Source organism: Paenibacillus solanacearum, assembly GCF_910593845.1.
GTDB lineage: Bacteria > Bacillota > Bacilli > Paenibacillales > NBRC-103111 > Paenibacillus_G > Paenibacillus_G solanacearum.
Genome location: NZ_CAJVAS010000074.1, coordinates 1 through 15,110, shown reverse-complemented (window position 1 = coordinate 15,110; position 15,110 = coordinate 1). Strand labels below are relative to the sequence as shown.

At 51.7% G+C, this 15,110-nt stretch carries 10 protein-coding genes; 2 read left to right on the top strand and 8 right to left on the bottom strand.

Annotated elements, in window-relative coordinates:
• Positions 1-261 precede the first annotated feature (261 nt).
• A complete protein-coding gene (locus tag KXG62_RS34755) occupies positions 262-750 on the top strand; it encodes a CBO0543 family protein (RefSeq protein ID WP_425517406.1) in 489 nt (162 codons plus the stop codon).
• 201 nt (positions 751-951) lie between these two features.
• Here the strand turns inward: KXG62_RS34755 and KXG62_RS32905 are convergent, their stop codons facing one another.
• The 5 genes from KXG62_RS32905 to KXG62_RS32885 all read right to left on the bottom strand — a co-directional run bounded on the left by KXG62_RS32905 (position 952) and on the right by KXG62_RS32885 (position 8,279).
• Positions 952-1,521, bottom strand: coding sequence for a dihydrofolate reductase family protein (locus tag KXG62_RS32905; RefSeq protein WP_218096241.1), 570 nt, complete (start codon positions 1,519-1,521; stop codon positions 952-954).
• Between the two features lie 185 nt (positions 1,522-1,706).
• Positions 1,707-3,464, bottom strand: coding sequence for a dihydroxyacetone kinase subunit DhaK (gene dhaK / locus KXG62_RS32900; protein ID WP_218096240.1), 1,758 nt, complete (start codon positions 3,462-3,464; stop codon positions 1,707-1,709).
• A 264-nt stretch (positions 3,465-3,728) separates the two neighbouring features.
• Positions 3,729-5,408: an ankyrin repeat domain-containing protein gene (locus KXG62_RS32895; protein WP_246627754.1), complete on the bottom strand. Its 1,680-nt coding sequence runs from the start codon at positions 5,406-5,408 to the stop codon at positions 3,729-3,731.
• A gap of 874 nt (positions 5,409-6,282) precedes the next feature.
• On the bottom strand, positions 6,283-7,278 hold the full coding sequence (locus KXG62_RS32890; protein ID WP_218096238.1) for a Gfo/Idh/MocA family protein: 996 nt from the start codon (positions 7,276-7,278) through the stop codon (positions 6,283-6,285).
• Complete coding sequence (locus KXG62_RS32885) at positions 7,275-8,279, bottom strand: Gfo/Idh/MocA family protein (protein ID WP_218096237.1); 1,005 nt, start codon at positions 8,277-8,279, stop codon at positions 7,275-7,277. Before KXG62_RS32885 ends, KXG62_RS32890 begins: the two co-directional genes overlap by 4 nt.
• A gap of 135 nt (positions 8,280-8,414) precedes the next feature.
• Between KXG62_RS32885 and KXG62_RS32880 the strand changes: the two genes are divergently transcribed.
• Positions 8,415-9,299 (top strand): AraC family transcriptional regulator, encoded by an 885-nt coding sequence (locus tag KXG62_RS32880; protein WP_218096236.1) that lies wholly within the window; start codon positions 8,415-8,417, stop codon positions 9,297-9,299.
• 348 nt (positions 9,300-9,647) lie between these two features.
• Here the strand turns inward: KXG62_RS32880 and KXG62_RS32875 are convergent, their stop codons facing one another.
• The 3 genes from KXG62_RS32875 to KXG62_RS32865 form a co-directional block, all read right to left on the bottom strand.
• Entirely contained in the window at positions 9,648-12,149 is a 2,502-nt protein-coding gene (locus KXG62_RS32875) for a family 43 glycosylhydrolase (protein ID WP_218096235.1), read from the bottom strand.
• Between the two features lie 123 nt (positions 12,150-12,272).
• The gene (locus KXG62_RS32870; RefSeq protein ID WP_218096234.1) at positions 12,273-13,802 is read right to left on the bottom strand and encodes a sulfatase family protein; all 1,530 of its coding nucleotides are present in this window, start codon (positions 13,800-13,802) and stop codon (positions 12,273-12,275) included.
• Positions 13,803-13,826: 24 nt separating this feature from the next.
• On the bottom strand, positions 13,827-14,960 hold the full coding sequence (locus tag KXG62_RS32865; protein WP_218096233.1) for an ABC transporter substrate-binding protein: 1,134 nt from the start codon (positions 14,958-14,960) through the stop codon (positions 13,827-13,829).
• Between the last annotated feature and the right edge of the window lie 150 nt (positions 14,961-15,110).

Sequence of the window (15,110 nt, the reverse complement as noted above, 5' to 3'; positions counted from 1 at the left end):
ATCATCTACTCTCACCTACTTTTCGTGATGCCTTAATTATACAGTAAAAAAGGTACAGCCTCCTCAATTTTCTTGAAGGACTGTACCTTTTTCGTATGAAAGGACTTTTTCAGTGGCCTCGTATTCATCAGGGGTCATCTTTTTTTATTCCCATTGGAAACGTTCTGAATTAGCTGAATGACGTTTAAAACCGCCCTGAATGTAAAGAATGAAAGTAAAAACTTCACCTAGGCTTAGCTTAAGGTACAAGGTGTGTGTTCAATGACCCTTTCACTTTCAGGAATCTTTTTATTCCTTGCCATACGTTACGCAAAATGGTCCAAGTGGCGTGATTATTACCCTACGCTTCTCTTTATGGTCACGCTCAACTTTCTTTACCTATTTATCATACAAACAGACTATCTTTGGAAATTCAAGTCATCAATCCTCCCACATGGGACATTGGCAATAATGATCATTTTCATCCTGCAAGGTTCAATGACCCTATTGTTTTTATCTTACCATCCTACTAGCTGGAGACCCATTTTACTGTACTGGTCCTTCTGGGTAATTCTCTTTTCACTTATCGAGTACATTTTTTATCTTGCGGACCGTATCGATTATTTTAAAGGTTGGAACATCGTGTGGAGCATCTTTTTTTACATTATTATGTATCCAATGCTTTATCTCCATTACAAAAAGCCACTCGTGGCCCTCTTACTATCGATCCCTTTTACCTTTGGATTCATGTGGATCTTTGGATATTTCTAATCTGCTTACCACATTGCCCTGTTAGTTGAAAATAGCTTAAAACGGCCGCCCGTTTAATTACGCGGCGGCAGTTTCTTGGTGTAGTCTTATTTAACGAACTCGCGTTCTCTGTGTCGTATGAACAGCCTGCCGGATCACGCCGGCAGGCTGTTTAAGCAAAGTCACATTCCCCGTTAGAGAGGAACACATTGTACGGCGCGACTATTTCTCCAACTCATAGCGGGTCGCGATAATGCCCGACTTGAACGTTCGGCTGGACAGCAGCTTGAGCCTGATTTTCTCGAAGCCGCCGTCGAATACCGATTTTCCGCTGCCCAGGACGACCGGACAGATCGTCAGTAGGAATTCGTCGATCAGGCCGAGCTCAAGCAGCGTCTTCGCAGCCCCCGGGCTGCCGAAGATAACGAGATCTTTGCCAGGCTGCTCCTTGAGCGCCTTGATTTCCTCTGCGATTTTGTCCTTGATCAGCATCGTATTGTTCCATTCCACCTTGTCCATCGTGCCGGAAATGACGATCTTCTTAACATCCTGCAGCCATTTAGCATGCTCCATACCATGCCTCGACGCGTTCGGATCATGCAGCACCGTGGGCCAGTAGCTCTCCATCATCCGATACGTCGTACGTCCGTAAACGGGAGAGCCGACTTCGGCTACGACCTCCTCGGCGTATTTCTCTAATTCCTCGTTGTACGGAATCCAACCCAGTTCTCCGTTCGAATCTGACGCATACCCATCCAGCGACACATGCATGAACAATACGAGTTTTCTCATGTCCGTTTCTCCTCCAATTTCGAATTTATCTTGTTCGATTTTTTTGCCTTTGTCCTGTGGTTTGTCCTGCTGTTAGGTTCACTATAAATCATTACGTTACGTAAGGTTCAAGGGGGAATCTGAATTTTTGCAGACAACAATGATGCGCAAAACTGCCATTTAGCTTAATGCCGGGGTCCCTTAGATTATTTTAAGTGGCGGGAGATTTCCGAAAAGATGACGCCAAGCGCGTAGGCACCTGCATCGGGATAGCCTAGGCTGCGTTCGCCAACATTGCCGGCGCGCCCCATTCGGGCGACGATTTGTTTCGTTTTTTCGGCGCCTTCGACCGCAGCTTGCGCCGCCTTATTAAAAGCAATTTTAAAATCATCGCCTGCCCTGGCGCTTGTCGTGAATGTATCCGTGAAAGGCACCAAAGCGTCAATCAGCGTTTTATCGCCAGCGACGGCGCCTCTACCGAAGGAACGCTCCCCCGTTGCCTGAATGCCTTTGACCGCGGCTTGCAACATTTCCGCATACTCCGCAATAGTCAGTTGCCCTTTATCCCCCGCCGCTTTGCCGGCAGCGCGGAACGCTGAGCCCCAAATCGGTCCGGAAGCGCCGCCGCAATATTCCATAATGACCATTGAGCATGTGTCCAGGAAAGAACTGATTGTTAAAGGTTCTTGGGCCAGAATCGTGCTCCATTCCTTCTTTAACTGCTTGAAGCCTTTGGAGACGCTCATTCCGAAATCGCCGTCCCCTGCATGTGAGTCGAGTTCGCAGAATAGAACTTCATTTTCGATAATGATTTCGCTCATTTTATCGACGATGTATATCATGTTTTGAAGCGTCAGCACGTTGCCTTGAACTGCTGCGTAAGCTTCCGGCGTTTCCGTTTTGAAGGAAACGGGGCGAACGTCCTCAGCTTCCGTATTGTAATCATATTCGACGGGTGAAACCGGGCCATCCACCCGGAAGGCAGGCGCATAACATTCTTTGGATAGCAGCGTTTTTAGTTCGTCATCGAGCTTCAAGATCGTCAGCGAAATGCCCGCCATATCGATGCTTGTCATATAGTTGCCGACAAACGTACGGTAAATCCGGATGTTCCTGCCTGCGAATTCGCGAACCGCCGCGTTGTTAAACAAATACAATTCCTGCAATGGGGTCGCTCCGAAGCCGTTGACGAGCACGGCAACTTCCGTGTTGTCCCCGTCTTGAATGCCCAAATCTTCTAACAGTTCGTTCGTCATCCGCTTTGCTAGTTCGTCCGCACTGACGATTTTCTCACGACGCTGTCCCGGTTCGCCGTGAATGCCCACGCCGTATTCCATTTCATCTTCGCCGAGTTTGAACGTCGGTGCCCCGTGAGCAGGAACGGTGCAAGAAGTGAGCGCCACGCCGATGCTGCGCACGTTATTTGCTGCCTTCTCTGCGACCGCTTTTACTTGCAGCAATTCGCGGCCTTCTTCCGCAGCAGCTCCGGCAATTTTATGGATGAGCACCGTTCCGGCAACGCCGCGGCGCCCGACCGTGTACAAGCTGTCTTCAACGGCAATATCGTCATCGACGCGCACATATTCCACTTGGTTTCCGTCTTCCGCCGCCAGTTGAGCGCCGTTTTTGAAGTTCATGACGTCGCCGCTGTAATTTTTAATAATCAGCAGAGTCCCTTTTTGGCTCGCAGTCGCTTTAATTGCTTGGTACACCTGAATTTGGGATGGAGATGCAAAAACATCTCCGCATACGGCCGCATCCAGCATTCCTTTGCCGACAAACCCGGCGTGTGCCGGTTCGTGCCCGCTGCCGCCGCCGCTGATCAAGGTGACTTTGTTTTCGTCCATGCTTTTTTTCTTGATTACCTTATATTTCTTGATAAGCTCCAACTCTGGATAGGCCATGACGAGCCCATTGCACATTTCCTCGACGAGCGTCTCCGGTTTGTTGACGATCTTTTTCACTTTGCCCTACCTCCTGCGATCCATAAATTCCAAATCGTTTGATTAATGTCAATAATACTATGAAAGCGTTATATCGTGAACGGGTAAAATCGCAATAAGCTGGAAGATCATCACTTCCGACCCCCGTTGTGCTAACAAGCAAGGCGGCGCAGCTTCGTTCCTTGGCTTATGCTTCTTGAATTCTACAGATTGCACTCATAATGGGCATAAGAAAAGAGGTCATCCAGTGAAAACGGGATAACCTCTTAAATACAACCGGCCAGTTTACTGGGAGGCGGATTTGCTTTGTTTGATCCGTTCCTGTATCGCTTTTTTGGTTGAAGGTCCATAAATGCCGTCGGCAGTAAGATTGTTTTTCTTTTGAAACGACTTGAGTGCTTCCGTCGTTTCTTTACCATAGCTGCCATCAGCCCCGCTGGGCATTGATTCGCCTAGCTGGATGAGCATTTCTTGTACTATTTTCACGTCGGGACCTTTGGAACCGGGCTTCAGGACTCCATCGGGCAACCCATCCGTCGATGTGGATGGTTCAATCGCTGCATGCTCTGGGCTCGCCTTTTGCGTCGTTGAAGGCGTCTGCGGCGGCGGAGCAGCTTGTTGGGCCGTTCCTCCTGTCACCTCCGGTGCGCTACTTGTCCCTAAGCCTTGCGCTTGAGCGGCAGTCGCTGCAGCTGCGACGGGAGAGCTACCAGTTGCCCGCGTCGTGGTCAGCCACATTCCGGGTTTTCTTGTCCCTTTCACACTCGGATCTGCGCCAAAGCTCTGTAGAAGCTTGACCATGTCCTCGTGTCCGGCTTTCCTCGCTTCCTCCAGGGCGGTCTTTCCGTCGAACTTGATTTTCGGGTCCGCGCCGCCTTCCAGAAGTGCTTCAACCATTTCATATCGTCCGAGACCGGCTATATTGGGAAGCGCTTCGTTCATCACTTTGTTGACCGGGTACCCGGCCTTCAACATCATTTTGGTGACAAAGATGTTATTATGCATTCCAACCTGTAGCTCCAGGAAGTTTTGGGTCTCTTCGATCTTCGCCTGCTTCATCAGTCTTTGGGCATCGGCTTTTGTCTTGGCCTGATCGAGCATACTTTTGCCGCCCAGACTTCTCAAGTAATTCGCCATGTTTTCCTGACCGGTTATGAGTGCGTGATCGACCGGATATAATCCGACGGTGTCGGTACGATTTACATCTTCGCCTTGCTGCAGCAGAAAATCGACAATCTCGCGGGCATCGTTCGCAGCGGCGTAAATGAAAGGGCGGGCATCCTCCCAATCGCCCTTGTGGATGTCCGCCCCGGCGTCCATCAATTTGCGAAACATCACAAAGTCCTTTTTCATCGCGGCAAGAGATATCGCAGGAATGGTTTTCGTTCCATTGACATTCGGATCTGCCCCCGCATCCAACAGCATGCCGACAATCTGATGGCGGTTATACGGCGGAATGACTAGCGCCTGGTGGAGCGGTGTCCTGCCGGCTTTGTCCAGCTCATTGACGGTGGCCTTGTCCAGAGCTTGCTTTACTCGTTCTGGATTTCCGCTTTCTATGGCCTCCATAAGTGCGACCCGGCCTTTGGTCGCAGCCGGTGCGGCATCGTGCTTTTTTACGATCTGCGTACACACCTTAATATAGTCCGCGTCGAGCAAATTGAAATTGTCCCGAATACCTAGCTTCAGATGGCCTCGGGCCTGTCCGTTCAACGCATATACCTTACGCTCGTCTGCATCATAGACGATCATCGGTCCGATGGCGCTCGGGCATGCTATGTATTCATCGTAATCGGTTCGCACTACGCGCAGATCGTTCCAGTCCCACGAATTACCAACGGCTCGCTTGAACGCATCTTCCGCTTCCTTGCGCAGCTTGGAGTCTTCAACCGTGACTTGCGATGTTCCCGTTTCTCGCTTGGGAGTTGCAGCCTCTTGTACATCATCCGAGCATGCGCTGAGCATCCCGGCCAAGAGGAAGGCTGCTGTTGTTAATCCCGTTGTTCTCTTAAACCTCATCTAGTATCCCCCAAAGAAACTTTCATTCTGACAATCGATTATAGAGGTCATACCCGTCGGCGTCAATTGAATCATTACGCCGATAATAACTATCGACACCGGCGCTTTACTGATCGCCTATCGTCAGGAAAGCTTAATCTCCCGAATTATCTCCATCGGCACCTTCGGCTTGCGCCCCTTGCTTAATATAAGTCACCAGAGTCCTTGTCTTTCAGTTGTTGGTTGTCTATCATCCGAGCATTATGTATTTTAATATTCTCCCTCTCCAGATCCATCTGCCTCCGTTCGATCCTGACTAATTTCCTTGCTATGGTCTCCAGCCTGAACACCACATAAATCGGAAAGAGTAAAAACAAAATGAAAACCGGCCAATTGATCAATAGCATCGAGCTCCTTTATGTTTTATGGAGAAAACGAAAAAACTCCCTATATGACAGCAGGTTTTATGAATTAACCTGTCTACCCTATAGGGAGTATATCAGATCCGCGGCGGCAGGCGCATGACGCGGTTTAGTGTTACTTACGCTGGAGCAGCAAGCGCCAGCTGTCGGAACGACTCAATGATCGAATGAGCTTTTGACGATTTTTTAACCGAATCACGATCTGTTGAAGCAGTACCGTTTTTTTAGCTCCCACTGCAATCGGAGCATTTCCACCTACGATTCCGTTCAGTTGAAACAACATCCCCACCCCCAAGAAAAGTATACTTTATCTTATTCAGTGAGAACTTTTTGGGGAGGGTTCGTGCTTGCGGAACATCCGGTACTAAATATCGGCTCAGGCTTCAAGGATCGTATTGTCGATCGGTTTCAAGGTTTACTCAAGCGCGAAGTTTGACGGGCTGCCCGAGTTTGACCGACTCATAACCAGCCAAAGCGACTTCTGCCGAGCGCAAACCGTCCACGCCTGATATCGGTGCCGGCTTGCCTTGAAGCAGTGCGTTCACGAACGATTCGATCATATAATGATCCATCGAGTCTCCCCATGGCAAATATTGGCCTTTGCCGACTTCGTTGCTGTACATTTCTGTTTTTTGGGCGAAGCTGTCGACCGAGATTGTCCCTTTCGTTCCGACGATTTCCATTGTCACGTCTCCCCACGTCGGGAACGCCTTCGGCCGCGACCAGCTCGTGTCGAGTACACCAACGGCGCCGCTTTCGAACTTCACGTGAATCATGCCGGCATCGTCGACCTTCAGGTTCTCGTGGAACAGCGTCGCCGCATACGCATATACTTCCGTCACGTTAGAGCCGGTAAACCAGTTCATCAGGTCCATGACGTGCACCGTATGATCAAGCAGTGCACCGCCGCCTGAAAGCTCAGGTTCAACGAACCAGCCGCCCGGCATCGTGCCCCGGTTCGTGCCTTTGATTGCCAGGATATCGCCAATTTCGCCGCGATCCACGGCCTTCTTTGCATTGACGACCGCAGCCAGATAACGGCAAGGAAACGCGGTGAACAGCTGCACGTTGTTCTCTTCGCAAGCCGCGATCATCTGCTCCATCTCTGATACAGTAATGCCGAGCGGCTTTTCGCAAATGACATGCTTGCCCGCCAGGGCCGAATCGATCGTATGCCGGGCATGGTGAGCATTCTCCGAGCATATGACGACGACTTCGATATCCGTGCGCGCTAACAAATCGCGGTAGTCCTCGTAATAGGCAAGTCCGTTCTTCTCGACGACCTTCTCTACGCGGCTCTTCTCCGAGTCGGCGATGGCGATCACCTCCACTTGCGGAAGCGCCATCAGCGCGCGCAAATAGGAGTGCGCATGGCCATGGGCAAAGCTGATCATGCCAACTTTCAGCTTGTTCATCTCGATCCCTCCCTTACACCGTTATCGAACAGGATGGCTTTGCCGGTACGCGACGATTCGACGACCGCAAGACCGATTTCGAGTGCTTTGTACGCATCATGCGCAGTTACGATCGGCTGCCGGTTTTCCCGGATGCATTCGATGAAATGTTTAATCTCCAGCTCGAACGGACTGTGATAGCCCGGGCTTTGCGGAACTTCGACGAATGGGCCGCCCGCATTGTCGGCGGACGCTTTGCGAACTTGCAGGGAAACCGATTTCGAGCTGTCGCTGCGAATGACGCCGCCGCTGCCTGCGAATTCGGCCGCCGTCGTAAACGGTCCCGGATAGCCCCAGTGCGCTTCGATGTTGGCAACCGCACCGCTTTCGAAAATAAGTGTTGCCGAAGCGTAGTCCACGTTTCCTTCGAGCTTGCGCAAGCCATATACCGAACGCACCTCGCCAAGCGACCAGCGCAGGAAGTCGAGATCGTGAACCATCAAATCGATCACGACGCCGCCGCTCTTGTCCTCCTCCTTGAACCAGGGACGACGATCGCCCGGATGACTGCCAATCCGTTTCAAATGAGCAACGCCAATACGGCCGAGTGCGCCTTGCGCGATTTTAGTTTTCATTTGAACATACTCGGGGAAGAAGCGAACGACATGGCCGACAAACAGTCGAACGCTGTTTTGCTCGCATACGCGAATCATTTCGGCGGCGTCCTGCAAGTTTAAGGCGATTGGCTTTTCGCAAATGACATGCTTGCCCGCTTTGGCCGCTTTGATCGAGTACGGCATGTGCAGGTGGCTGGGCAGTGTCACACTGACGACGTCGCAGCCCGATTGCTCCAGCATGTCATCGAATGATTCATACGGCTTCGCGCCTGTACGTTCGGCCATTTTCCGCAAATGATTCGAATCGATGTCGCATACGCCGACGATCGTAACGCCGGGAATTTTGGCGTAGCAGCCTGCATGAACATTGCCTAGACCGCCGCAACCGACGATTGCTACTTTCATGGTTGTCCCTCTCTTCGTTTCGTTATATGATATCCTCAAGCCAACGATACAACCTTTGACTGCATTACGTATATGCCGTCATTTGTCGGGTTTGTATCCAATTTTGTCATGACTAAAAGTGCAGGTGTCGTAGATATGGATATATACAAAGAACCGATCCATTACCAGAATCCGGTGCTGTGCATCAAAGTATGGAAATTCGAAGCGCAAAAAACAGCTCCGTCAGCACCAGCCCAAAACGTTCGCTGGCATTATCACAAGGAAGTCGAATTGATTCTCGTACGGCAAGGGGTTCACGAGCTGCATACCCCGAGCCATTCGTACACGCTGCATCCTGGAGACGTCGTCATTGTCGGCTCCTCGCAGCTGCACCGCTCCCGCTTCGTCGGCAGCGAGAAGGTGGTGTACATCGTGCTTCACGTCGACCTCGAACCGTATTTCGATGCGGCGATGATGCGGTATTACCGCCATTTCTCGGAGGTTCATTATCCGCTGGAGGAACTGAACTACATGTTCCGGGAAAACGAAAACGCTCGCGCTGAGGTCGGTCGAATCATCGAACGTATCCACGATGAAGTGATAGGCAAATCGACCGGCTATGAAATAGCCGCAAGCATGCTCATCAGGCATTTGCTGCTGACTCTGCTTCGCGGGGATACCCGGGGGCTGCTGCAGGCGCATGATTCCGTCGATCTCGGCGTCATGAAGCCGATTTTGGATTACGTGGATGATCATTTGGCGGAAAAAATCGAGATGGAGAAAGTCAGTCAAATCGCTGGAATGAGTTACTTTTATTTCTCGAAATACTTCAAAAAATCGATGGGTGAATCCTTTACGGATTATGTGAACCGAAAACGGATTGCCAAGGCGGAGCGGCTGCTTGTCATGAGCGGTCAAAACGTCGGCGACATCGCCAGAGCGGTCGGCATCGAAAATATGGCCCATTTTTACGAGTTGTTCAAACGATTCAACGGCTGTACGCCAAAGCAATATTTGAGCAAAATCGATGGAGCCCGCTAAGACCGGACACCAATAACCGTTAACGATTCAGGCTAATGGTATGCCAACCGCTCATGTAAGCTCGCGATGATCCTCCAAGAAAAACAGCGCCGGCGCCGATAATAACTATCGACACCGGCGCTTCACTTTCCGCCTATCGTCAGGAAAGATTAATCTCCCGAATTTTCTCCATCGGCACCTTCGGCTTGCGAGCGTGTAGCAGTACCCGACGATGTAATCCGTCGCTTTAATTGCTTCGTGAATGCCGCGGAAGCGTTCGAGGAACGCTTCTTCCGAAGCGACTTGTCCGCCGATCCCTCACGAACTGAGGTCTCGGATAGTTCTTTCTCCGACTCCTTGAGATGTCACCTATTCAATGGACCGGACATTCAGTTGAACCGCTTCAAATCCCGTCACATTGGAGCGCACCCCTATTTTTCCGTGTGTCCATGCATGGGCATCGAAATAGTCAATGACCGGCGTTTTCATGTCGTTCCAATAAACAGAGATCCGATTCCCCTGTGCGCGAAGCTTCACCTTGTTGCTTTGCCCCGCTTCAACCTTAACGTTCGCGCTTGCCGCCGTTTCAGAACCGTAATTCAGCTTCTTCAGCACCAGCTTATTGGACTGAATCGCTAGGTAATACCCCATCATCGAATCCTGTACTTGGGCCGCGTATTGCGATTCGTTCGTAGCGCGCAGCAGAATGCCGCCGCCGCTCACTGCATTCGGCGCCTTGACCGTAACGTCCGCTTCGACTTCGTAATTCGTCCAGCCGTCATCGCCGATATACAGCTTCACGTCCTTCTCTTCCTGCGAGATGACCGACTGAGCGCCGCTAGCGACCGGGTTCCACGTTCCATGCAGCGTTACCTTCGATAGATCGGCGAGCGCATTCGTTAGGTTCACCTTCTCGTCCGAAGCTTCAAAGAACTCCATCGATTTAAACGCGATGCCGCCCTTGACCAGCTTGATTTTCAACTGATGGAAGCCTTGCGTGAGCTGCAATTTCCCGATCGTTTGCTTGATCCAAGCCTCTTTCGCATCTGCGGCGTGGGCAGGAATGTTGAAGGTCCCGGCCGACTTTCCGTCCAAGAACAGTTCAACAGCCGCTGCTTTAGCCAGCTTCCCCAGAGCCAGATCCAATCCGTACAGCCCACTCTTCTTCACATTAACCTTATAGCTCAGCCAATCGCCGGATTGCTTCAGTTCAGCCGCATACCCGCCGTCTCCGCTTTCGCGGATTTGCACCTTATCGCCTTTTCGGTATGGATTATCTCCGGCCGCTGCTTCTTGAACAAAATATCCGCGCTGTTCCTCTTTCATAAAATGAACTGCCTGGATCGTCCCGGGCACGGTCTTGAACACTTCGAAGTCGCTGCTCCCGCTCACGTCATTGCTGAATGCCGTATACGATAAAGCAGGCTCCATTCCTTCATATACATACCCGATGGCACCGCCGCCGAGCGACAGTTTGGCTTGCGCCTTTTTCATCCCGTCCCAATACACGCGAACCTCGCCGTCACTCTTCTCCACACGAATCGTGTGCAGCTTCGTCCAATCCGTGTCCGCCGCAAGCTTGACCGGCTCCCCGATCTGGCTTGCAGCTCCGCCATCCACCTGCTTCAGGCTGAGCGTCTTGGCCGCAGGATCAACCGAGATGAGGGCGTAATGGTCCTTGTCCTTGTACGAGAACATTACGCCCAGCCGCGCGCCGGCACTCCGTTCGGAGCCGGTCTGCCCCTTGAAATTATACTCGGCTACAAAATGTTCTTTGGACGCTTCGCGGGTCGTGATCATAAACCCATTGCCGAACGCTTCCTTCTGAACCTGCTGCAGCCCTTCCGGACGATCCAGCCACGTGTAAAAGTCGGCCCGCTTCGGCGCTTCCTGAACGAAGTTCGTCGGTCCGGCGACAGACATCTTTTCCCCGTTAAATACAATTCGGTCGATATTCGCCTTGCGGACGACGCCGTTCGAGCCTGGACGCTTGCCGAGCAAATTGTGGTAGACCACATAATAAGAGTCCAAATCCGGCCCGATCGTCACCATCGCGTTGCCAAGCCCGTTCAAATCGTCCTTCGTGCTCAGCAGGAGCGTATGTTCGGCGTGCTGCGCGTAATTACCGATCGGCCCATCCTTGGCAATCGAATAATCGACGCGATACCCTTTGCTCAGAAAGTGATTGCCCGTATACAGCATGTAATAGATCCCGTTACGTTTAAATATGAAAGGCCCTTCGGTCCAATAATTCAAATAAGCGTTCAGCTGCTTCTCCGGCCCGAACGTGAGCGGGTCTGGCATCGTACGACCGATGATTCCTTTCCCGCCTGCGTGGATCATGTACCATTTATCGTCATCGTCGACGAATACGTTCGAGTCGATTTTGAGCTGAGGGAAATTATCGGATTGCTTCGTAAACGGACCTAGCGGACTGTCACTTTTGAACAAAAAATGGTTATTGCCGTTATTTACGGCAGGATATATATAAAAGTACCCATTATAATAAGTGACGCCCGGATCCCATACGTTATTCGCATCCGGATCCTTGGAAACAAAATCTTCATACGTCCAGTTGACCAGATCTTCCGAGCTCCAGGCTTTCAGACCCTTCATGCTGGTTACGTACAGATAATACTTTCCGTTGAAACGCAAAATGTTCGGATCCGCCGCTCCGATCGGCCATTCTTCCTTTAGCGAGAGCGGATTTTTATACGTATGATCTGGCTGCAATGGTGGGGTTTCCATCCTTTCCGTGGTGGTTTTACCTGCGAACAAACCGATTGCGATTGCCGCACCCGCAGCAATGATACAGCTTGAAACGATGATGCGAATCTTTGTCTTTCTTTTATTGCCGGATTCCAGTTTCATCGGTTACCCCCTAGAAGCAACGTACGGCTGCATAACGATTCGAATGAAAGGATAGGGGCGAATCGCCGGCCGGGACAAGCGGGCTTGATCTTGCTCTGGAAAAGCCCGCAGCCGTTAAGTACATCACGCCTTCATGTTTTCTCTCCGCTTATCTTCGTAAGTCAATTTCACGGTCGTATTCATCGGAAGGCGGTCTTCTTTGGCGATCGACCATAGAAGCAGCTTCCGCTCGAGCTCGTGGACAACCGACGCATAGGCTGGATCGCCGAACCGGTTCGTCAGCTCATGCGGGTCGTTCCCAAGGTCGTACAGCTCGCCTTCCCCATTCGCATAGACGTTCAGCTTCCAGTCGCGGGTACGGATGCTTTTCCCTTTGCCCAGCCAGGCGTCCCGGTAAGCGCACCAGACGAAATACCGCTCATCGAACGGATGTTCCGGTCTACCGGTAATATCCGACAGCTTCGGCGGTTCGCCCTCTTCCCCGCTTTCCATAACGACATACTCCCGAGGAGCGTAATCCGGCTCCGACCGCAGGAACGGCGCGAGGCTTCGGCCTTGGCAACCGTACGGGACCGGCACGCCCGCCATCTCCAGCAAGGTCGGCATAACGTCGACCAGTTCGACCATATGTTCGGTACGCTGCGGACCTTTGTACCCCGGCGCATAGACGATGAACGGCACATGTGTAAACGAATCGTAGAACCCGTTATGCTTCTGGATGAGTCCATGCGCTCCCATGGAATCCCCGTGATCGGAGGTGAAGACGATGATCGTGTTTTCCATCAAACCGAGCGATTCCATCTTGGCGAAAACGGTCGCGAGCGTATCGTCGATAAACTTGATCATGCCGTAATGAATGGCGCGTACTTTGCGGATCACGTCGTCGTCGGCACGATCCATCGCGTCCATCACGTGCATGACCTTCTGCCGCTCCGGTTTGCCTTCCAAGCTGTCTTTGGGCGGAAGCGGCACATCGGCCGGGTCGATCATGCTGGCGTAAGGCTCCGGCACTTGATACGGCGTATGCGGATCCGGGAACGACAGCCATGTGAAGAACGGCTTCTCCGGATCTCTCACTTGCTCCAGATAGTCGATCATCGTTTGGCCGAGGAGGTGGGTTCCGCATTTCTCCGGCCGGGCCGGATTGGTGCCGTATCCGAGCGGGCTGTTCCAGCAGTTGCGCTGAGCCCACTCGTGAGCCGCCTTACTTTCCGGATCGTTCCGGTAGCCGTCGACCATATGGCCGTGCTCGGCAAGGCGCACGTGATCGAATACTTGCCGCAGCAGGCTGGCCTTCTCAGGCACGGCGCCGGGATAGTACGATTTGGCCGCGTCGTTCATAAATGCGTGATTTTTCCCGATAATCGCGGTCTGGTAGCCGTTCTCCTTCAGCACCTGAGGGAGCGTCGTTTCGTTCGGGTTGATCAGCATGTGATTCGCATGTACGCCGATCGTCGAAGCGTACCGGCCTGTAAACATGGAGGAACGCGAGGGCGAGCAGGCCGGATAGTTGCAGAACGCCAGTTCGAACACGACCCCTTTCTCCGCAAGACGCTCCAAAGCCGGAGTTTGCAGTACCGGATTGCCGTACAGGCTTAACGTTTCCGCCGTTTGCTGGTCGGTTTGAATAAGCAAGATGTTAGGTCTGGTCATGAGGTTCTCTCCTTATCAACGAATCTATTTCATCGAATTGATATAATTGTCTATCTCTTTGTCGGCCAATTCTGCGGCTTCTCTAAGCGCGGTATTCAAATCGACGTTGTCGATCGCCGCCCGCTGCAGCGCGTTAGACAACTGTACGACGACATAATCGTCATAAAGGGTAAACGGTCTTGGCTTAGCCGGCTGCAGCGTCGTAACCGCCTTCACGTTCTTGCCGGACAGTTCCTTCAGATTGGCCCCGTACTGATCGCGGATCGCTTTATCGTTCAAGACCGTCAGACGCCCTTCTTTATTGTAAAATGTCTGGATCTCATCCGACAGCAAGTACGCGATCACCTTGAAAGCTTCATCCTTATGGGTGGATGTGGGCGTAATGCCGTAGAAAGGAGTATTTACCTGGGTAGCCGTACCCGGCAAATCGCTGAAGGTCGGCATCGTCACCATATCCCATTGCAGATCCGAATCCGGAATCGCCATCAAAGTGTTCAAATAGTTAATATTGCCGATAAACATGGCCAGCGTCTTGTCCTTGTAAAACAGCGTCCCGTTGCCGATCGCCTTAGGCGGCTTGTTGCCGGGTACGTCGTATACCGCCTTCAACGTGGACATAAACTTTTGCCATCCGTCCGAGGATGTGATCGATTTATTCGTCTTCGGATCGACGAACGGCAGCGACATTTGGCTGTTGTTGATCGGGAAAAAACGGTCGAATTCGAGCCCTCTGAACTGTATGCCGTTATCGTTCTTGCTGACGTCGCGCGCAACCGTCAATAGTTGCTCCCACGTCATGCCATCCTTCGGATATGGAACCCCGAATTTGTCGAAGATCGCTTTGTTGTACACGAGAGCAAGCGTATTCATACTTTCGGGCAATAGTTCGATTTTACCGTCCTTGGAGTAGCTCTTGATCGTTTCGAGCACCATGGGGTGGAGTCTGCCCATATCGAAATTGTACTTTTGGATAAGCGGTGTCAGATCATCAAACACGCGACTCAGCTGAAGCTTCCCGTACCATCCGGGCACCGCATAGAACAGGTCCGGAATATCGCCGGAAGTCAGGAGAATGTTCATCCCCTCGGGACCGCCTTTTTCCGGCATCTGCCGTTCCAGTGTAACGTTCGGGAATTTCTTCTCGATCGGCTCCTTCACGAATTTAGCGTAAACTTCATCGGAAAATTCTGGCTCAATCTAAAAATCAGTGCTTGACAGTTAGCTGAATAATCGATGTCGGTTACATTCAATAAGAATGCCTGCGATGTAGCCATCGCGATTACGGGTGAAATAATGGCGGCGTTGAAA

Excerpts from the sequence above, each read along its gene's own strand:
- KXG62_RS34755 (WP_425517406.1), top strand. The coding sequence starts at position 262 with ATGACCCTTTCACTTTCAGGAATCTTTTTATTCCTTGCCATACGTTAC.
- KXG62_RS32905 (WP_218096241.1), bottom strand. The coding sequence starts at position 1,521 with ATGAGAAAACTCGTATTGTTCATGCATGTGTCGCTGGATGGGTATGCG.
- KXG62_RS32895 (WP_246627754.1), bottom strand. The coding sequence starts at position 5,408 with ATGCTCAGCGCATGCTCGGATGATGTACAAGAGGCTGCAACTCCCAAG.
- KXG62_RS32890 (WP_218096238.1), bottom strand. The coding sequence starts at position 7,278 with ATGAACAAGCTGAAAGTTGGCATGATCAGCTTTGCCCATGGCCATGCG.
- KXG62_RS32885 (WP_218096237.1), bottom strand. The coding sequence starts at position 8,279 with ATGAAAGTAGCAATCGTCGGTTGCGGCGGTCTAGGCAATGTTCATGCA.
- KXG62_RS32880 (WP_218096236.1), top strand. The coding sequence starts at position 8,415 with ATGGATATATACAAAGAACCGATCCATTACCAGAATCCGGTGCTGTGC.
- KXG62_RS32875 (WP_218096235.1), bottom strand. The coding sequence starts at position 12,149 with ATGAAACTGGAATCCGGCAATAAAAGAAAGACAAAGATTCGCATCATC.
- KXG62_RS32870 (WP_218096234.1), bottom strand. The coding sequence starts at position 13,802 with ATGACCAGACCTAACATCTTGCTTATTCAAACCGACCAGCAAACGGCG.